The organism is Clostridium sp. CAG:221 (genome assembly GCA_000435835.1).
In the GTDB taxonomy this organism is placed as follows: Bacteria; Bacillota; Clostridia; order Clostridiales; family Clostridiaceae; genus Clostridium.
Map to the genome: position 1 here is coordinate 43,862 of FR883398.1, position 21,794 is coordinate 65,655.

Consider the following 21,794-nt stretch of genomic DNA (forward strand, 5'->3'; position numbering starts at 1 on the left):
ATAGGTAACTTACAAGATTGAAGTATAAAAAGTATTGACTTGGAGTTTACTCTAACATATATACTAATAAAGAATAGGAATATAAGCTTAAAATATATTTAGGAGGTATTTGTTATATGTTAAGTATTTTAAATAATATTAATGAACCAAAAGATTTAAAAAATCTTTCTATAGAAGAGTTAGAGAAACTAGCAAGTGAAATAAGAGAAATTTTAATAAAGAAAGTAAGTACAACAGGTGGACATTTTGGCCCTAACTTAGGAATGGTGGAAGCTACCATAGCTATGCATTATGTATTTAATTCACCAGTAGATAAATTTGTCTATGATGTGTCTCATCAAAGTTATCCACATAAAATATTAACTGGTAGAAAAAATGCCTTTATTAACCCAGAGGAATATAAAAGTGTTACAGGATATACAGCACCAGAGGAAAGTGCTCATGATTTCTTTATAGTAGGGCATACTTCTACATCAATAAGTTTAGCTTGTGGATTAGCTAAAGCTAGAGATTTAAAGGGCACAAAGGAAAATATTATAGCAGTAATTGGCGATGGATCATTAAGTGGTGGAGAAGCTTATGAAGGTTTAAACAATGCAGCAGCTTCTAAGAAAAATATTATTATTTTAGTAAATGATAACGATATGTCTATAGCTGAAAACTATGGAGGTCTTTATGAGAATTTAGCTTTACTTCGTGAAAATAATGGAGAAGCTGAAAATAATTTCTTTAAATCTTTAGGATTTGATTATCATTTTGTAAAAGAAGGAAATAATGTGGAAGTATTAATTGAAGCCTTTAACACAGTGAAAGATGTAGATCATCCTGTGGTATTACACATACATACAGTAAAAGGTAAAGGGTATAAGGATGCTGAAGAAAATAAAGAAGCTTTCCACTGGGTAATGCCTTTTAATTTAGAAACTAAAGAACCACTAGTTAAAGGAAATGGTAAAAAGACTTACGCAGTTTTAGGAGAAGAATTATTAATTGAAAAGGCTAAAGCTGATAGGAGAATTATTGGCATTACAGCAGCAACACCTGGTAGTGTAGGTTTAAAGAATTTTAGAAATGTATTAAAAGATCAATATTTAGATGTAGGTATAGCAGAAGAACATGCAGTAGCAATGGCCTCAGCCATAGCTTCACAAGGTTGTAAGCCAGTATTAGGATTACATAGTTCATTTGCGCAAAGAACTTATGATCAATTATCACAAGATCTTGCTATAAATAATAATTCAGCATTAATTATGATTTATAGTGGGGGAATTACAGGAAGTGATGTTACTCACTTGGGAATTTTTGATATACCTTTAATAGCTAATATTCCTAATATAGTATATCTGGCACCAACAACAGCAGAAGAATATCTTGCCATGATGGAATGGGGAATAGATCAAAATAAATATCCAGTAGCTATACGTGTTCCTAATATGGAAGTGGTATACACAGGAGAGAAAATTGAACCTAACTTCTATAACATAAATACTTATGAAAAGACTTATGAAGGAGATACCATAGCTATCTTAGGTTTAGGAAGATTCTATCACTTAGGTAAGAAAGTTAAAGAAAAGTTAAAAGAAGAAATGGGTATCAATGCTACATTAATCAATCCTCGATATATAACTGGCTTAGATAAAGAAATGTTAGAAGAGTTAACAGAAAATCATCAAGTGGTAATTACTTTAGAAGATGGAATTATTAATGGTGGATTTGGTGAAAAAATAGCAAGCTTCTATGGTAATAAGGATATGAAGGTATTAAATTTTGGAGCATATAAGGAATTCACTAATAGAGTGCCACTTGCAGAATTATATGAACGTTACCACTTAACTGAAGAGTTAATAGTAAATGATATTAAAGCTGTATTAAAATAATATAAAAAATAAAACTGGGAGAAAGACTTCCAGTTTTATTTTTTACTTTTTAGAACAAAATAACTTTTGTTGATGTGAAATTAGTTCTTCAAAGCTTTCTGTATTAATCGAATAATAAACCCTATTACCATCAGTTGTGCAAGTTACTAATCCATAATTAATGAGTTTATTCATATGATGATGAATGGTATTTCTAGAAAGATTAAAGTGCTTTGAAAGCTCTTGGCCATAGGCATTTTGCTTATTAATATAGCATAGAATATCAAACCTTGTACGATCTCCTAGTAAATTATAACCTTCATAAACTTCATCTATATAGGAATGTTGTTTATTCAACATATCTAGAAGTTCCTTACGAAGGATACCACAATAAATATTAATATCATTAATAGAATCATTTGAAGTTATATTAGTATCCATACCGAAAATAAATGGCTTCATATGATAATTTACATCATCTATTGGTTTAAGTTGAGAAATTTCTTTAAAGAAATTCTTACATCCAACAGTTGTTACTTCATCATTGAAATTATTTAGTAAATCAGATATAGATTCTTCCTCTTTTTCTAAAGCATCAATGGAAGCCTTTAAATGAATACTAATTTCATCAACATATTTATGGTAATTACTATAAGTATCTAAAATAGCTATTTTGCTATTATCAGGAATAGAGAGAGCAAGAACTCCATCCATAAATTTAGTTATGTCCATGGATTTTTCAGTATTATAGCTATCAGCTATATCTAAAGCTTGGGCAATATTATAAGCAATATTGGTATTAGAAAGCTTATGAATTTCTTTAATATGTTCAGTAAAGTTACCTTTAAAACTTTCTAAAGTTCCATAAAAGATTAAAAAAGCAATTGATGTTGAACCAATAGTATTAAAGGGAAATCCTTCAATATTAGAAAAGAATTTAGAGAGTATATCATCACTAATAGAAATATTTTCATCTATTTTAATTGTAAGAGTTTTAAGTTTATCAAATACTTTATAAAATGAAATGCTATTTTCAATTTTCCTTTTTTTTATCTTTTGCTCAGTGACTTTCCAAGTATTATTGGATGCCTTTCTTCCCAAATATGCAAGGGATTCTAGCAGTAGATTAGGTGAATTGTTATAGTCCATAATATAAATTCCCTCCATAATATAGCCATTAGACTTATTTTTTTTAAATGTTGTCTTGAGTATTGCATATGATATTTACTTTGTCAAGAGGTGTCATTTAAAAGATGAATAAGGGAAAAAATTATAGTATTGACAATAAATGGGGGATAGGTGTAATATAGTAATGTAATATCTGCATAGAACAAAGTAACAATATGTATATAACATATACTTTATAGAATTACTAAATAAATAATCTGTAGATATAAATAAAAAGGGGGTATAAATATGAGAAAAATGAATCGCTGTTTTGCCAGTACTATTTCATTTTTTATGTTAGCTGGACTTTTACCTACAAATGTTCAAGCTGATTTAAAAGATAATACTATGCTTACAGCAGTGGAGCTTGAAGGGACTTCTCTTCTTGACGAATTAGAAGGAAACATAAATGAGGTAAAAGGTCAAGCTCTTTATGGGGATGATGAGTTTGTTACAGCTATTGTGGAGTTAGAGGAAGCTCCAGTTATGGACTATTATGATAGTAGTTCTTATTTTTCTCTTGATGAAGAAAATTCATCAGGAGAATCGGTGTCTAAATTTTTAGCTTCAGATGATATAAAAGAAGTATCTGAAGAATTACTTGATAATCAAAAAAATATAATTTCTGAAATAACTACATTAGTTAATGAAAATGCTAATGAGGGAGTTAATGTGGCTTCAATATCAGAAGAAACAGTTGAAGTTATTAATAATTGGACAACTATCGTTAATGCTATATCTATCCGTGTACCATACAGAATGCTAGATAAAATAAGAGCTTTAGATGGAGTTAAGCGTGCTTATGTTGAGCATGTATATGACCGTCCTGAACCAATTGAAAATTCTGTAGTAGAAGAAGGTAAGGCAACATATTCATATAGCTATGATATGGTAGGTGTTGAGGAAGCTTGGAACCAAGGGTATACAGGAAAGGGTATGCTAGTTGCAGTTCTTGATAGTGGACTTGATATAAAAAGAAATTGGTGGGATGCACAAATTTCACGTGTCCATGAAGCATTTACTGATAATTCTTTTAAAAGTGGAAATCCAACTGACGGAGTAGATGATTGGGATTTACGTTATACAAATGAAAGTCTTGAAGAATTCTTAAAAGATAATCAACTTATCTCTACTACAGGAGCAGATGGAAGTCATATAACTTATGATAATAACATGCTTTATAAGAATGTGAAGGTACCTTATGCAGCTGACTATGCTGATGGTGACTTAGATGTTTCTCCACTTAGCAGTAATCATGGTACTCACGTTGCAGGTACAATTGCAGGATTTGCAAGTACAGAAGAAGGAGAAGTTAAGTTCTCTGGTATTGCTCCAGATGCACAAATATTAGCAATGAAGGTATTCCCAGATGCAGATGGTGGAGCACAAGAAGGCGTTCTTATTAATGCTCTTGAAGACTCTTTAAGACTTGGAGCAGATATGATTAATTTAAGTTTAGGATCTGACAATGGCTTTGCAGATGATGATTCAATGCAAAAGGAACTTTATAAACGTGTAAATAATGCAGGAATTGTACTTATGACTGCAGCAGGTAATAGCGAAAAGTCATCTGACAATAATAACTATGGTGGAAATAGTTTAACATCTAATCCAGATGAATCTATGATGTCTTCACCAGCTATTTATGAAAGTAATTTAAGTGTTGCATCTATAGATAATACTATTGCTGTTCAACCTTATCTTTCATGGAAAGATGAAGATGGTGTAGAACATAATGTTTATTATAACAATTCATCTTCAGGAGCACTAAAAGCAAATTTTGATGGTAATGAGGAATATCCAATTTATGCCGTAGATGGAGTTGGTACTTATGATGATTACGCTAAAGTAGGATTTAATAATGGATATAATAATGGTAAAACAGGATTTGCGTTAGTAAAGCGTGGAGAAATATCTTTCGCTGATAAGATTAATAATGCCCTAAGTTTTTCTGGAGTAAATTCCCAAAATGAGCCTTATGGTGTACTAGGAGTTATAGTTTATGATAATGATCCTAATGGTACAAGTCTTATTACAATGAGTACTGATGGTGCTGCAATGAGTTCAGCATTTATTTCAGGAAAAGATGGTGCCACAATAGTTGGAGCTTTAGAAAAAGGCTATGAAATTAAGATAAAAATTTATAAAGAAGATGCTACAATTGATAATTCTACAGCAGGACAAATGTCTTCCTTCACTTCATGGGGATCAGGTCAAGCTCTTGAGTTAAAACCAGAAATCACTGCGCCAGGAGGTAATATTTGGTCTACTGTAGCAGGAGGAGCTACTGCAGGTGGAGAGGTATACACAGGAAGCTATGCTATGATGAGTGGGACTTCTATGGCAACTCCTCATATGAGTGGTATTGGACTTTTAGTTCGTGAATATATAAATAAGCAAACTGCTTTTGAAGGAATTTCTTCTAAAGAGGTTTCTGATTTAGTAAGTCAATTATTAGTTAGTACTGCTGTGCCGCAAAAAGATGAAAATGGAGTTTATTATTCTCCACGTCAACAAGGTTCAGGATTAGTAAATACAGATGCTGCTATGACAACTCCAGCTTATATCACTGTTGATGGCCAAACTGTAGGTAAATTAGAACTTGGTGATGATCCAGAAAAGACAGGTGTTTATGATATTAACTTTAATTTAAATAATATGTCAGATGATGAGTTAAAGTATAATGTTGAAGTAGTATTAATGAGACCTGATACAACTATAGTTGAAAGTGCATGGGGTAAGCGTGAAGTAATTGCTGATAATGATGTTGTAATAAAAACTTTTAATTTAGGAAAAATACGTGTTGCACCTAATAGTAGTACAAGCTTTGATAAATCAGTTTCATTGAAAAAAGCTCAAAAGAAAGAACTTAATAAAATATTTGAAAATGGAACTTATATTGAAGGATATGTAATTTTAACAGATGCCACTAAGAAAGGAAACCCTGACCTTGGACTTCCTATGTTAGCATTCTATGGTGACTGGACTAAATCTCCAATATTTGATAGTGCTACTTGGCTTGATAAACCACAAGATGATATTACAGCAATAAATAATGAAAATTCTTTATATACTAGTATAATTGGATCTACACAAAGGAGCGATGTGCTTGGTACTATAGGATATCTTCCACTAGGCTTAAATGCTTTTGATGCAAATGCACTTAATAATCCAATTGTATATCATAAGGAAAATATAACATTATCACCTAATGGAGATGAATATTTTGATCGTATAGATTATTCAGAATTGTATCAACTTCGTGATGCAAAACTTTTAGTTTTTGAAGTAAAAGATGATGAAACAGGTGAAGTTTATATGCGTGATTGGGCATCTTATTCATACAGAAGTACTTATGATCCAGGTTATGCTACCTTTGTTCCATTTAGTCTTTATGGCACATACCCAACTTGGTATGGTACTGATATGGATGGACAAGTATTACCTAGTGGAACTAAGTGTACTTATACTATAACTGCTTATGGTGAAGGTGAGTATGGTGACAAAATTTATGATGATACATTAGGAAAAGATGTTACAAATTTTGAGTCAATAATACCAGGAGAAAATGAACCTACTTTCAATGGACATGAAATGGATATGACTGGAGATGTTATTTCATTCCCAGTTACTATAGATACAGTTGCACCTAAACTTGAAAATAATGCTGTTAGTATATATGAAAAAGATGGACGCACATTTATTACAGGTAAGATAGTTGATAAAGATGGATCTATTGCATCTGTTCAAGTTGCACCTATAGTAACACGTAGTTATCAGGATGGAGTTGGTGACCCAAATTATTCTCAAACAAAACCTGATAGAGCTAATGCATTCTATGTAAATAATATTAGTGACGCAGGAACTAAAGAAATTACATTTACTGCAGATGTAACAGAATATGTTCATAAAGAAGCATATCCAGGTGAACATGATACTTATAAATATGAATGGACTGGAAATGTTGTTGTTTCTTGTGGGGATTATGGTGCTAATGAGAGAAGCTATGCTATTAAAGTTGATGCTACAGAAGGAATTGTTCTTTCTCAAACATCTGCACTTTTACACCCAGGACAACAATTTGAGTTAAGCGTTAATAATAATACTGATGGTATAGATAATACTATTACACGTACATCAAGCAATCCAGAAGTTGCAACAGTTGATGAATATGGAGTTGTTAAAGCTATTGCACCAGGGCAAACAATTATTACAGTTTCTGCAGGTGGTTCATCTGCTATTTGTGTAGTAGCAGTTGAAGAAAAAAATGATAAACTTATTGATTTTGATTTATCTATTGAAGAATTCTCAGGATTAAAGCCAGATGGAGAGGTTGTTGTAAAGGTAACTAATATTCAACCTGCAACAGCTAAAATAGAAAATATACGTTGGGAAGTTTTAGAAGATGAGGATTTTGCCAATGATTATGCAGCTGGACTTATTTCAGTAAGTAAAAATACTGCAGATGCTCTTTCAGGATTCTTATTCCTAACAGTTAATTATTCAGAAGATATTATTCCAGCAGGTCATGCAGTTTTAACTGTTACTATAGATGGTATACAAAAATCTATGGATATTAATTGGGATGAAATTTACAGTAAAAGAAATCAAGATGATATTATTTCAGCTAGAAATTATAATGAGCAAACAATTTATGTAACACAAGGTGAAACAGCTAATCTTATAGCAAAATACAGACAAAATGTACTTCATGAAGTAGGAGATATAACTACAGAGTTTACTGGTGTTAAACTTGATGGTGCAGATTTCTTTAATATAGGTGGTAGTTATACTGGTAAGCTAGTAAATGAAGAAGGATATAAATTACCATCTGACATTAAAATTTACACTGTGTATCCAGACGGTTATAAAGTTGAAATGATAAATAACCCATATCAGACATTTTTCACATATAATTCTACTACAGGTGAAATAGATATTCGTTATGCACCAACTGGAGCAGATAATAAGATTCTTATTGTAGCAAATGGAATAGAAAGTCCAGGAGTTGCTGCAGGTACTATGTCAGGTGCCACATATACTAGACCAGAAAAATTATACGGACCATTTGATTGGAAAGTTACAGAAGGAAATGGTGCTTTAGAGGTAGGACCAGTTGAAGTTAGTGGATCAGTACAGGAAGGGGCTGCTTACACTCCATCAGAGCCAGGTGTAAGTTATATTACAGCTACTACGAAAGATGGACAGTACTCTGTGAATTTTGCTGTAGTTTCTGAGCCAGTTAAAGCAGAGGAGATTACTCTTAATAAAAATAAAGCACAACTTAAAGTTGGTGAAACAACTAATTTAGGAGCAACAATTTCTCCAATGCCTACTCTTGAAGCAGATAAAGAGTTAGTTTGGACTAGCTTTAATCCAGAAGTTGCAACAGTTTCAGAAGATGGAACTATTACTGCAGTTTCAGAGGGGTATGCTTATGTAAAAGTTGAACTAGCTACAGATAATTCTATAACTAATTACTGTATTGTTAAGGTAGAAGGTAAATCAGAAGATATAGATAATCCAGATAAGCCAGATAAACCAAATAATCCAGGTGACTCAGGAGATTCAGATAATCCAGATGATTCAGACAATCCTGGTGATTCAGATGATTCAGACAATCAAGGTGGTTCAGTAGATTCAAATAAACCAGGTAATGTAGACAAACCAAGCAACCAAGGTGGTTCAGGATCTAATGGAGCATCATCAGGAAATATTAATTTAGGTGATTCCATATCATCTAATGGTTCTAATTCAAGTAATTCTTCTTCAAAGGGTAAAATTCCAGCCACTGGAGGAGATGATTGGAAAACATCTGTATGGATTTCTCTAGTGTTATGTTCATTAGGTATACTGATTATTGCAGAGCGTAGAAAAGAGGTAAAATAGCCTATCTACAATATTAAGATATTAAAAATATAAAATAGAATAACTTAATTTATATAAATAATTTTATAATGAAGATTAAATAAAGGTGATAAGGGATGTATAAAAATAAATTATTATTCTAATACATCTCTTATTTTTTTATATAAGTTTAAAAAATGTTTAAAAGTGTAGTGGTATATTATTTTTTTCATAAGAATATAGTTAAAAGAGATAAGTATGATTATTAATGAGGTGTGATATGAAGAGGAACCTGCTTATTAATACTTTAAACAATAACGATCTTATAGCTATGAATGCAGTACAGGTATTTAAAAAAAGAATTGAGAATTTAGAAGTAATAAATACTGATGGTACAAAGATTAATGGTTGTATAGGATGTACTGATTGTTGGATTAAAACACCAGGAATTTGTCTTGTAAATGATGATTTCAATCAAATTTTTATGGATTTTATTAATTCTGATTCAATTATACTTCTTACAGAGGGAAATGTAGGATTTATTTCATATAAAATGAAAAATATAATTGATAGACTTCTTCCATTAGCAGTTCCATATACAAGGATATCAAAGGGGACAATGAGGCACATAAGCAGGTATAATAAAAGTTGGAATATTGCTTTAGTTTATGAAGGAAGTAGTGATAAGGAGTTTCTAAATGAATGGATGGATAGATTTACCATGAATTTGCATTCAAAATCTTTGGGGGCATACACTGTAGATGAATGTGATAAGTTATGTAACAAGATTAATAGTATATCATAGAATATATTTTTTACTGGGCTAAGAGAGTTATAAAGCATATTTATAGCTCTTTATTTTTTCATAAAAGTGGAGAATAGATATTAAATTATGTTATTTAAGCATAATTATATAGCAAGAGGTGAATTAATTATGTATAAGCTTGTATTGAAAAAAGGTAATAACTATATTAAGTCTGAAGCTGACTGGTTTAAATATGTTCCACCTAAGAAAAATAATCATTGGAGGCATGAAGTAACTATAAAAATGCTTGCAGAATATTTTATTGCAGCTAAGGGATATATTCCTAAAGAAATTGAAGATATATTAATCAATATTCAGTGTGAAAATGATAAGCCGTTTTTTGCTGAGCCAGAAGCTGTTACTATATTTGATACTAAAGGAGTAGGGCTACATCATGATTTACTATTGGTGAAAAAGAATGATATTGTCATTGGAATTGAAGCAAAAGTTGATGAAAAGTTTGGTGGTAAAGTACTATCTATTTTATCAAAGAATATAAGTGATAATTTAAGAGAGAGAATAGGGCAGTTTAATAAAGAATTGTATGGTGGGAATATGGAGCAAATGCCCAATGTATCATATCAATTATTAGAAGCATCTAGTGGAATATTGATAGAGGCAAGAAAAGCAAAGGCAAATAAAGCAATATTGCTTATTTGTACCTTTGTAAATGGAAATAACGCTAATGTTAAAAAAATTATCAAAAATATTGATGACATATATCAGTTTAAGAGTAGTCTAGAAAAATATTCTAAAAATGGATTTTATAATCTTCCAAGCTATGGGGATATAGATTTTTATATAAAACATATTGAAGTATAATAAAATAAATATAAGTACAAAATAAGGTGAATTAAAAGAGCTGGATATAGAAATATCCAGCCTTTTTAAATGATTTTTAACTGACTAGCATACTTATTAATAATGAGGAATAGTATTAAATAATAGAAAAGATAACTATTATATAAGATTTTTCATAAGAATTGTACATATGGATATACATAGGATAAGGAAATAATAGGAGACAAAGGTCTCTTTTTTAATGTATAAATAAAAGTGATGAAAGAAAAGCAAGTGATTATATTTTGAAATATTATTGATATAAGACCCAAAAGCTTAAAGAGATACCAGTGAAGAGTAATAGGAGGTTAAAAGAAGTATTTGTAATAATTGGGGGGAGTCAATATGAATATTCAAGATTTCTATATAGGTAAGTCTTTTGATGCATATGAATTTTTTGGAGCACATAAAATAGGTGACAAAATTTTATTTAGAGTATATGCACCAAATGCAGCAAAGGTATCATTAGTAGGCGAATTCAATGATTGGCAAGAAGAAGCAATGGAACAACAGCATCAAAGTGGGATATATAGTATTACATCTGAAAAAGCACGAGTAGGAATGATGTATAAGTATTGTATTCATACAAGAGACGGACAAGTAGTTTATCATTGTGATCCATATGGATTTGCAATGGAATTACGACCAAATACTGCTTCATATATAGTAGATTTAGATGAATATAAGTTTAATGATGATGAATGGATGAATAACAGGGATAAGTGTTATAATAAACCATTAAATATTTATGAAATCCATATGGGATCATGGATGACTAGAAAGGATAAAGATATTAATAATGGTTGGTATCGTTATAATGAAATTGCTGATACACTTATAAATTATGTTAAGGAAAATGGTTTTACTCATATTGAAATAATGCCATTATGTGAACATCCTGTAGATTGTTCATGGGGATATCAAAACACTGGATTTTTTAGTCCAACATCTAGATATGGGACAAATAGGGATCTTAAAGAGCTTATAGATAAGTGTCATAGAGCTAATGTGGGAGTAATATTAGATTTTGTTCCAGTACATTTTGCTGTAGATGATTATGGACTAGCAAAATTTGATGGTACAGAACTTTATGAATATCCACATAGGGATGTAGGGGCTAGTGAGTGGGGAACTTGCAACTTTATTCATTCTAGGGGAGAAGTATGCTCATTCCTTCAATCATCAGCAAACTATTGGCTTAAAGAATATCATTTTGATGGCTTAAGAATGGATGCAATAAGTAGAGCTATATATTGGCAAGGAAATCCTGCAAGGGGGGTAAACTCTTGTGCAATTAATTTTATTAGAAATATGAATGATGGACTACACAAACTTCATCCTACTGCAATGATAATAGCAGAGGATTCTACTGCATATCCCAAAGTAACTGCACCTGTAGAATATAATGGATTAGGTTTTGATTATAAATGGGATTTAGGTTGGATGAATGATACATTGGAATATTTTAAGATACCACCGAAAGAGAGACCGAATCATTATTACAAGTTAACTTTTTCAATGGAATATTTTTATAATGAATTATTTTTATTACCTTTTTCACATGATGAAGTGGTTCATGGAAAAGCTACTATCATTCAAAAAATGTGGGGAGACTATGACGATAAGTTTAAACAATGTAGGGCATTATATATGTACATGTATACTCATCCAGGAAAGAAACTAAATTTTATGGGTAATGAAATAGCACAATTTAGGGAATGGGATGAAAAGAGAGAACAGGATTGGCAATTAATTAAGATGCCATTACATGATGCTTTTAATAAATATATAAAGAGATTAAATGAAGTTTATGATAACTATGAAGCTCTATATGAAAATGAATATGATAGTAGTTATTTTAAATGGTTAGAAGTAAATGCACCAGAAAAATCAGTATATATATATGAACGTGGCCGTGATGATCATAGAATCATAGTAGCACTTAATTTTTCTGATAATGAATATGCTCCATTTACTTTTAAGGTTGAAGAGGAGCTTAGGTTAAGAGAAATAGTAAATAGCGATAGTGATATTTATGGTGGTAGTACATGGGGAGTGAGAAGTGATGTTACTACAACAAAAGAAGATGATAATTTATATAATTTAAGTATTAATTTAAAACCTTTTTCAGGTATAATTTATGAAGTGGTAAATTATTAGGAGAAAAGGAGTATGGTGTTTCAGCTACCATACTCCTTTTTATATTGACAAAATAGAATTTAATTAATATATTAGAATTAAGATAGATTTCAAAGAAGAGAGGTATTTTTGTGAGTGTTTAGTATCAAATAGTTAATTTAATATTGATTCCAAAAAAATGGGGTGATTGTGCCTTTATTTGTTATGGAATTAATTAAACTATATGATACAAGTCCACGAATTTACTATGTACAGGTATAATTGTATACCTTTATTTAAAGTTGAATTTTAAGCTGTGGAAGTATCCACAGCTTTTTATATGCAAAAATATATTAGCAAATGAAATCTATCAAGGTTTCGTTGACTTGTATCTATTATATACAAGGAAGGATTATTGAAAAATGGATAAGACAACATTAGAAAAATTAAATTATTTTGAATTAAAAGAAATAGTTAAAGAATATTGTGTAAGCGGCTTAGGAAAGGCTTTAATTGATAAATTAGAACCTAGCAGCAATATAAAGCTAGTAAATAAGAGATTAGATGAAACAAGTGAAGGTAGAAGGCTCATAGATGCATCATATAATATACCTTTAGAGGGGATTTTTAATGTAGTACCTTATATTGATAAAATTGAAAAAGGTTTATCTTTAGAGCCAGAAGAGTTAACTACTATGTCTAGCTTTTTAAGAGGTAGTAGAAAAGTAAAATCTTTTATTAAAGATAAGGAAGGATATGCTCCTACCTTAAGCAGTTATGGTGAAAATATTACTGATTTAAGTTATATTGAAGAAGAAATTAATAGAAGTATTAGAGGGTCTATGGTTGATTCCAATGCCAGTAAAAACCTTAAAAAGATAAGAAGATTAATTGAAGAATGTGAAGCTAAGATTAAAGAAAGATTGGAAAAGTTCTTAAAGAATAGCGAAAATAAAAAATATATTCAAGATTTCTTTGTTAGTAAGAGAAATGGAAAGTATACCATTCCTATAAAAGCAGAGTTTAAAAAGTATGTGGAAGGAACAATAATTGAAGCTTCCTCAAGAGGAACAACAGTGTTTATTGAACCAAAAGTAGTTTCTAAGTATACTTCAGAATTAGCAATTTTAAAGGTTGAAGAAAGTATGGAAGAGTATAAGATCTTAGGTGGTCTTACAGAAATGCTTTATGAAAAGATTAGAGAATTGAAAATGAATATAGATGTTATCTCAGAATATGATATGATTTGGGCAAAAGCTAAATATAGTAATGCCATAAGAGGGATAAAGCCTAAATTAAATGATTATGGTTATATAAAAATAGTTGATGGCAAATATCCTTTAATTAAAGATGGTGTACCTCTTAATTTTGAAATTGGAAAAGACTATAGAACCCTTATAATTACAGGACCTAATGCTGGTGGAAAGACAGTAGTTTTAAAAACCGTGGGCATGCTTACCTTGGCAGTGCAATCAGGCTTCCATATTGCAGCTAAGGAAGGTACTGAAATGGCAGTATTTAATAAGATGTTTGTAGATATAGGAGATAATCAAAGTGTGGAAAATGCTTTAAGTACTTTTTCATCTCATGTTAAAAATTTAGCGCAAATAATAAAGGACAGTGGAAAGTCTACTTTACTTTTATTTGATGAAATAGGTAGTGGTACAGAACCTAATGAAGGGGCGGCCTTAGCCATTGCAATTTTAGAAGAGTTATATCATAAGGGATGTATAACTATAGCAACTACTCATTATGGAGAAATTAAAAACTTTTCTAAGGAACATCCAGATTTTGAAAATGCAGCTATGGAGTTTGAAAAAGATACATTAGAGCCGCTATATAAGCTTAGCATTGGTAAATGTGGAGATAGTAACGCTTTATATATTTCAAAGAAAATGGGTATATCAGATGCTATAATTGAGAGAACAAAGCAATATATAGAAAAGAAGAATTATAATTATGAATTAATAAATGAAAGCAAGATTGCAAAGTATGAAGAGATAGTAGAAGTTTTGCAAAAGATAGAAGATTACTCAATAGGGGATAGAGTAATCTTGCTAGACAATAATGATAGTGCCATTGTTTATAAAGAATTAGATGATTTAAATAATTTGGTTGTATTTTATAAAAATGATTTTATGGAAGTAAATTATAAAAGAGTAAAATTGGATATAAAAGCAACTGAGTTATATCCAGAAGATTATGATTTTAATCAGTTATTTACAAGTTATAAAGAAAGGAAATTAGAACATGATATAAATCGTGGATCTAAAAAGGCATTAAAGAATATAAAGAAAGAAATGATGAAGTAAGAAGAGAGAGAGTATGATGATAAAAAGCATACTCTCTTTTAAATTTTAGTCTGGTAATATTCATATTGTGAGATTATATTGAAGCCAGAACTACTATAAAGTCGTAGAGCTGTTTTGTTTTCCGATTCAACACATATTGTTATTGGCTTTTCATTTGTTTTTAAAATATCATTGATAATGTTTTTAAGCATTTGAGAGCCAATACCTTGGTGCTGATGACTAGGAATAACACATAAGCCAAAAATAAGATTATTAGCACCAGATATATCAACACTACAAGTTCCAACAACCTCACCATCTAAAATAGTGGTATATAAATAAGTATCTTCATCATAAAAGCTTTGTTTTACATAAGTTTCGGAAAGGTCATATGATTCTTCAAAGGCCTGAACCTGTACGTAAATTAGTGCAGGAAAATCTTCCTTTAAAGCTTTTCGAGTAATTAAATCAGTTACTTTTTTAGAAGATAATAGATTATTAAACTTATCATATTCCATAAGGTATTCAGTATCAACAAGAATAGCATTAAGTTTATTGGCTATTTCCTGTCTATGAAGAAATCTTTCCTCAGTTTTAAAATGTACAAAATCATAATTGAATTTTTTTAATTCTTGGCAGGCAGTTTTATAAAGTTTATTAAAGATACCTTTTTGTCTTTCAGAAGGAAGGACATAAGCAGAAATCTCAGCAATATTTTTTGTATCAGCATAAACACTTAAAACCCCAAGAAGATCATCATTATCATAATATAGAAAGAAACAATTCATATTGTCATAAGCATTAAATTCATTGCTTAAAAATAAGATGTTTTTTGATTTATCAAAAGTATTACAAATAAAAACAAGCTGTTCTATTGATGTTTTTTCATTGGAATTTAATTTTGAAAGAGATTTAATTTCCATTTTATCCTCCAGAAAAAAATATTATATAATAAGTATAATTTAATAAGATAATTAATTCCAATTATAAGGGGTGATAAATGGAATAATTTTCAAGGGGATGCTCATAATCTTATATGAGGTGATGAATTTTGGAAAGAACATTAGTATTAATTAAGCCTGATGCTGTAGAGAGAAACCTTATAGGAAAAATACTAACTTTTTACGAGGATAATGGATTAAAGATAATTGCATTGAAAATGGAAAAGATAAGTAGGGAATTTGCAGAAAAACATTATAAGGAACATAAAGGCAAAAGCTTTTTTAATGAACTTATAGATTATATAACCAGAAGTAGCCTATGTGCTCTTGTACTAGAAGGAAATGATGCTGTAGAAAAAGTAAGAGAAATTAATGGCAGTACTAAACCGGAAAAACAAAAGGAAGGAACCATAAGGAAAGCATATGCTAAATCTATTACTGAAAATAGTGTCCATTCATCTGATTCAGTGGAGCATGCTAAGGAAGAAATAGAATTATGGTTTCCAGGTTTATAAAAATAAAGAAGGGCTTATGCCCTTTTTATTTTTATAAGTTAATATAAGCAAATGAATTAATGTATTTCATGCATAAAAAACTGTATCTTATGCAGTAGATATTGAAAGAAGATTTCTTGGTATTTATAATGAAATTAACCTAGGAAATAGAAATACACATGTGGAGAGTTAAAAATGATTAAGATTGGAATATGCGATGATAATGCAAAGATTGTAAGTAAGATAAAAAGATATGTAGAGAGCTATGATAAAGAAAAAGCTGATATTCGTACTTTTAAAAATGGGGAAGAGCTTTTAGCTGAAGAAGAGGTATTTGATGCTATATTTTTAGATATTGATATGGATGGAATAAATGGTATAGAAACTGCTCAGAAAATAAGAATATATGATAAAGATGTAAAAATAATATATGTAACAAGTTATACTGAATATACAAATGCAGCTTTTAATGTTCATGCTTTTGGATATTTAAATAAACCAGTAAAGCAGGAAGAGATTTTTAAGCAGCTAGATGAAGTTATAAGTTATGGTAGAAAAAGTAAGAAAGAAGAACACTGTATAAGCTTTATAGCAATAGATGGAGTAGTAAGGATGCATCCTAAAGATATATATTATTTTGAGTACTTTAATAGGAAGATAAAGATGAATACTAATAAGGGGGTATTTATTCTTAAGGAGAAGATAATGGATATTGCAAGGAAAATGGAGCAATACGGCTTTTATATGCCTCATAAAAGCTTCACTGTAAATCTATATCATGTTAAATCAATAAAAGGTTATGATATTTTTATGATGAATGGTAATATAGTACCTCTTTCACAGAAGAAGTCAGTAATCTTTAGGGAAAAGCTCAATGAGTTTATTGCCGAACAGATATAGAAAAAGGGAGAGGTATGATGATAGATAATTCAATTAGTATTTTAGGACAAGTTATATCCATAATACTTGGTATGTTTTCTACTTATATAGTATTAAATTTCATGCATAATTTTAAAAGAAATGTATTCTATAAGAAATATGTATATATCATAGTCTATATAGTATTTACCTTATTAATATTCTTAAGCTCTATGTATTTTACTGGTGCAATGAGAATGTTAACCAATGTCTTGCTAACTATAATTGTTGGACATCTATTTTTCAATAGAGAAAAAGTATATATTTTTTATTACGCTTTATTTATTTCAGTAATGTGCTCTTTGCAAGTTATTTTATCAGTATCATTTCAATATATGACTTATTTATTAAACATTCACTTTTATAGTTTAGAGGTATATTCAAATACTCTTTCATTAATAGTTCAGTTTGCTAACTTAAGTGCAGTAAGGTTATTTCTCATTTGCTTTAAAAATAAAAAAATCACCAGGTTTTCTAAGGTACAATATATTAATTTTTTAATTTTGCCTCTATTTAGTATTTTTTATATAGTGTCCTTATCAATATACATACAGCTGTATATGTCCATATCAGATATTATTTTATATATAGTAAATGTTGTAGTTATAATTTTATTTAATATATTTATAACTAATGTATTTGAGTCAATTTCCAATAATAATGAGCTTAAGAATCAATTATCTTTATATGAAAAACAATCTAGAATTGAGTATGACTATTATAAAAGATTGGAAAATAAATATGCAGATTCCAGGAAGGTTATTCATGATATAAAGAATCATCTGCAGATTATTGAAGAATTATATAAGGATGCTCAGGAACATAAGGCAGAGAAATATACAGATGATATGTATAGGATGCTGGATAATTTATCTCAAAGAAGATATAGTACCAATAAAGTTCTCAATATAATACTAAATGATAAAATTGAAAAAGCAGAAAAAGAAGATATAAAAGTTAAATCTGTCATAGGTGATGTAAGTCTTGATTTTATTAGAGATATAGATTTAACGGCAATTATATCTAATATATTTGATAATGCCATAGAAAGTGCAAGAGAATGCAGCATAGAGAGGGAGATAATCTTAAAGATAGATAAGTTTAATGATTTTATAGTAATAAATTTAGTTAATTCTTTAGAGAGACTCCCAGAAGAACGCAGTGGGAAATTTAAGAGTACAAAGAAAGATCATTTAGGTCTTGGTTTAGAAAATGTGAGACTAGCTGTAGAAAGATATGAAGGTAACTTAAAAATAGATTATGATACTAAGGTATTAAGGTAAACATCGTAATTCCAATTAATATAGAGGGAAGTTGTTATGAAAGATAGTTTATTGGTTATTTCTTTAGTTATTAATGTAATCATATGTATAGGTATTCCCCTTGGAGTATTCATATATATATTAGTTAAAAAAAGAAATTATTTAAAATCTTATGTAATTGGCGCATTAGTATTTTTTATCACACAGATATGCTTAAGATTGCCACTTATTAATAATGTGATGGTGAAATTTGATAGCTTTAATATATTTAAAAGCTTTTATCCAGTAGCATATATTATTTTTTTAGGGATTACAGCAGGAGTTTTTGAAGAATGCGGTAGATATATGGGGTTTAAGCTTACTTTAAAAAAGCATAGAAGATTTGGTGATGGTGTTGCTTTTGCTTTAGGACATGGAGGAATAGAAGCTCTACTTATTGCAGGAATATCTTCATTATACAATCTCATAATATTGTTAAATTTAAATTTGGGCAATGATAATGGAACAATTTTAGGGATGGATGCCAATGAAGCTATGATAGCTTTTAATTCTGTCAACAATATATCAGTTTTAACCATAGGCTTAGAAAGAATATTAGCCATGGTAATCCATTTAGGGCTAACTATGATAGTGCTATATGGTATAAAGTTTAGTAAAAAACATTATTTGTTAATTGCTATAGCACTTCATGCCATAGTTGATGTAGTAGTTGCTTTTATAGGCAGCATCATGGGAAGTTTATTTTGGGTTGAAGTATGGTGTTTAATATGTGCAATTATATTTATAATTATAACTATTAAAATTAAAGAAATATTTTATAAAGAGGTGTAGGATATGAAAAAGATCGGAAAATTTTTAATGATGATGTTATGTTTAAGCTTGCTTACAGGATGTGGAGCTGCTTCATTAAGTGATAAATACGATGAGGAAAAATTAAAATCATCAGTTGAGGAAATCATTATAGATTTTAATGAAGGAAAATATGAAGACATTGTATCCATGGGAAGTGATGAGTTAAAGAAAGCTCTTACAGCTGAAAAGCTTAAAGAGGTATGGCAAGGAATTAATGGTACTTTAGGACAGTATGAAGAAATATCTAAAGTTGCTTTTACAGAAAAGGATGGTAACGCAACAGTTATCGCTATAGCTAAATATACTGAAAATAAAGTACAATTTACTGTTTCTTTTAATGAAAGCATGGAGCTAATAGGAATATATATTAAGTAAAGCCAGCATTAAGCATGGCTTTTCTTTATGGAAAAGATTTTATATAAATAATATTGGGTAAATATGATAAAATAGAAAAAGTACATAATAAAAAGAAAATTATTACTTTATATAGAAAGGAGTATATAAATGGACAGTTATAGCATATTAGGGATTGAAAAAGAGTCGTCTATGGAAGACATAGAAAAAGCTTATATAGATAAAATTAGTAAAATAAAAAAAGAAGTTAAAAATGAGAAAAATGCAGCAGCTTTTGAAGCAGTACTGACTAAAGCTTATAATGATATATTAAGTCAAAAAGAGAACATTAGTGAGGAACAGGAGCTTGCTGAAGAAGCGACAGACTGTGAAGTGGATGATTTGGAGTATGATGAATATGAAGAATACAATGATTTAGATTATGATGATTTTGAGGATGGACAAGTTGTAGATAAAGAAACATTTTATAGATCCTTTGATGAATATGATGACTACCATGATCATAAACCTAAAAAGAGAAAGAAAAAGAAGACTCAAAGAAGGAGTAATTCTAAAGGCGAAAAGAATAAAAAAGTAAAGGAAAATCATAGACTAGATGATGACTATGATAAGTACAAGGATAAACAAGACAAAGGTGATGAGAGATATAATAGATATGAAGGCAAAAATGTAAAGAGAGTAAAAGAAAAGAAGGAAATAAATCTTTTTAGTATAGTACTTTTACCATTAAAAATAATGATAGTTCCTATAATAATAGTTTTATCTATATTACTAATATTATTAAAATTAATAAGCTTTGCCACATGGATAGTATCAAAAGTGTTAATTGTAGCAGCTATAGCTGTTACTTCAATACATGGATATCAAATATACATGGGAGCAACTATGGATATTAGGATATTTGTAGTTGCAGCAGCAGTGGGAATATCATCAATTTTTATTCCTTACATAGTTAAAACTGTGCCAACTATAATTGAAGCTATAAATAATAAGTTAAAGGATTTTGCTTTTTAGGGTTTTTAGATGAGAGAAAATAAATTTCTCTTCTTTTTTTATAAAAAGAAAAAAATATATGGAAAATTTATACAAATGTGATATAATAATTACATAAGTAAACGTATACAAAGTAGGAGGTAATATGTTATGGAAGAGAATTTAAAAGTAGTTGATATTGAAAAGGAAAAGGAAGAAAAAATTAAAGAAAACACAGCAAGAGATACTGAAGCAGTACTTAAGGAATATGAAGATACCTTAGGATTTTAACATAGTAATTGAAGAAAATATATTTGTAAAGCCATGATAAACATGGCTTTTTATATTTTATAAAAAATAAAAAAACATAAGAACATACTTTCGAGAAAGAGAAATATATAGTATAATTAAAATAAAAATAAAATGTTTGGAGTTATTAAATGAAAGGTAAGGAACACATGATGATAGGGACTACCGCTACTGCTACCATGGGTATTGGTTTCTTAATGAACAATAATATTGGCGATGTAGTACATTTAGTTCCGTTAATAGCTGGTGGATTTATAGGATCATATATGCCAGATATAGATTCTCGTAAATCTAAGGCCAGTCAAGTATTTAATAAGATAATAATGATACTTATGGTTGCCTTAGTGATGGGGTATAGTTTTGGATTAGCTGTTAGTGTGGATGATATGGTAAATATTTTTAAATATACCAGTGAAAATTATGTAGGATTAGTTTTTTTCTGTGCCAACACTGTTTTAGGAAAACTTTCTCCTCATAGAATGTTCACACATAAAATACTAGGTACTACTTCATTTTGTTGGAGTGTATTTTTAATAGGAAATAAATATTTGGCACTAGGTTTTACAACAGGATATATATTACATATTGTTTGTGATAGATTTTCTCCAAGAGGAAAAAATCTTAAATTTTTTGAAATTAAGCTTCCTTGTAGGAATAGCAAAAATAAAACATCCATTGATTGGTAGTATTATAAGTTTTTAAAAGATAGACTCATTTGTTTAATAAAACATACATATGTATGTTTTATTTTTTAACGCTTAGGAAAGT

General features: G+C 29.6%; 15 protein-coding genes. 13 read left to right on the top strand and 2 right to left on the bottom strand.

The features are described 5' to 3' along the window. The first annotated feature begins 116 nt into the window (after positions 1 to 116). Complete coding sequence (locus Q5O44_RS06740; RefSeq protein ID WP_022167637.1) at positions 117 to 1,877, top strand: 1-deoxy-D-xylulose-5-phosphate synthase; 1,761 nt, start codon at positions 117 to 119, stop codon at positions 1,875 to 1,877. A 42-nt stretch (positions 1,878 to 1,919) separates the two neighbouring features. Here Q5O44_RS06740 and Q5O44_RS06745 read toward each other — a convergent pair whose 3' ends face one another. Continuing rightward, entirely contained in the window at positions 1,920 to 3,005 is a 1,086-nt protein-coding gene (locus Q5O44_RS06745) for a helix-turn-helix transcriptional regulator (protein WP_022167638.1), read from the bottom strand. Positions 3,006 to 3,272: 267 nt separating this feature from the next. Between Q5O44_RS06745 and Q5O44_RS06750 the strand changes: the two genes are divergently transcribed. The 5 genes from Q5O44_RS06750 to Q5O44_RS06770 all read left to right on the top strand — a co-directional run bounded on the left by Q5O44_RS06750 (position 3,273) and on the right by Q5O44_RS06770 (position 14,945). Continuing rightward, entirely contained in the window at positions 3,273 to 8,912 is a 5,640-nt protein-coding gene (locus tag Q5O44_RS06750; RefSeq protein ID WP_022167639.1) for a S8 family serine peptidase, read from the top strand. A gap of 238 nt (positions 8,913 to 9,150) precedes the next feature. Beyond that, entirely contained in the window at positions 9,151 to 9,675 is a 525-nt protein-coding gene (locus Q5O44_RS06755; protein WP_022167640.1) for a flavodoxin family protein, read from the top strand. Positions 9,676 to 9,762: 87 nt separating this feature from the next. Continuing rightward, positions 9,763 to 10,497 carry a hypothetical protein gene (locus Q5O44_RS06760; RefSeq protein WP_302637545.1) on the top strand — a complete coding sequence of 245 codons (735 nt, stop codon included), beginning with the start codon at positions 9,763 to 9,765 and terminating at the stop codon, positions 10,495 to 10,497. Between the two features lie 363 nt (positions 10,498 to 10,860). Continuing rightward, on the top strand, positions 10,861 to 12,675 hold the full coding sequence (gene glgB, locus Q5O44_RS06765; protein WP_022167642.1) for a 1,4-alpha-glucan branching protein GlgB: 1,815 nt from the start codon (positions 10,861 to 10,863) through the stop codon (positions 12,673 to 12,675). A gap of 380 nt (positions 12,676 to 13,055) precedes the next feature. Then, positions 13,056 to 14,945 (top strand): endonuclease MutS2, encoded by a 1,890-nt coding sequence (locus tag Q5O44_RS06770; protein WP_022167643.1) that lies wholly within the window; start codon positions 13,056 to 13,058, stop codon positions 14,943 to 14,945. 38 nt (positions 14,946 to 14,983) lie between these two features. On the opposite strand, the gene Q5O44_RS06775 is transcribed toward Q5O44_RS06770, so the two are convergent. Further along, positions 14,984 to 15,847, bottom strand: a complete 864-nt coding sequence (locus tag Q5O44_RS06775; protein WP_022167644.1) for a GNAT family N-acetyltransferase — start codon at positions 15,845 to 15,847, stop codon at positions 14,984 to 14,986. Between the two features lie 125 nt (positions 15,848 to 15,972). On the opposite strand from Q5O44_RS06775, the gene ndk reads away from it, so the two are divergent. From ndk to Q5O44_RS06810, 7 genes are all read left to right on the top strand, one after another. Further along, positions 15,973 to 16,380, top strand: a complete 408-nt coding sequence (ndk, locus tag Q5O44_RS06780) for a nucleoside-diphosphate kinase (RefSeq protein WP_302637550.1) — start codon at positions 15,973 to 15,975, stop codon at positions 16,378 to 16,380. 174 nt (positions 16,381 to 16,554) lie between these two features. Beyond that, positions 16,555 to 17,259 (top strand): LytTR family DNA-binding domain-containing protein, encoded by a 705-nt coding sequence (locus tag Q5O44_RS06785; RefSeq protein WP_022167646.1) that lies wholly within the window; start codon positions 16,555 to 16,557, stop codon positions 17,257 to 17,259. Positions 17,260 to 17,276: 17 nt separating this feature from the next. Then, positions 17,277 to 18,560 carry a sensor histidine kinase gene (locus Q5O44_RS06790; RefSeq protein WP_022167647.1) on the top strand — a complete coding sequence of 428 codons (1,284 nt, stop codon included), beginning with the start codon at positions 17,277 to 17,279 and terminating at the stop codon, positions 18,558 to 18,560. 36 nt (positions 18,561 to 18,596) lie between these two features. Further along, positions 18,597 to 19,370 (top strand): YhfC family glutamic-type intramembrane protease, encoded by a 774-nt coding sequence (locus Q5O44_RS06795; RefSeq protein WP_022167648.1) that lies wholly within the window; start codon positions 18,597 to 18,599, stop codon positions 19,368 to 19,370. Positions 19,371 to 19,373: 3 nt separating this feature from the next. Further along, positions 19,374 to 19,766: a DUF3887 domain-containing protein gene (locus Q5O44_RS06800; RefSeq protein ID WP_022167649.1), complete on the top strand. Its 393-nt coding sequence runs from the start codon at positions 19,374 to 19,376 to the stop codon at positions 19,764 to 19,766. 129 nt (positions 19,767 to 19,895) lie between these two features. Beyond that, positions 19,896 to 20,759 (top strand): molecular chaperone DnaJ, encoded by an 864-nt coding sequence (locus tag Q5O44_RS06805; protein ID WP_022167650.1) that lies wholly within the window; start codon positions 19,896 to 19,898, stop codon positions 20,757 to 20,759. 398 nt (positions 20,760 to 21,157) lie between these two features. Further along, positions 21,158 to 21,712, top strand: a complete 555-nt coding sequence (locus Q5O44_RS06810; protein ID WP_022167652.1) for a metal-dependent hydrolase — start codon at positions 21,158 to 21,160, stop codon at positions 21,710 to 21,712. The last annotated feature ends 82 nt before the right edge of the window (positions 21,713 to 21,794 follow it).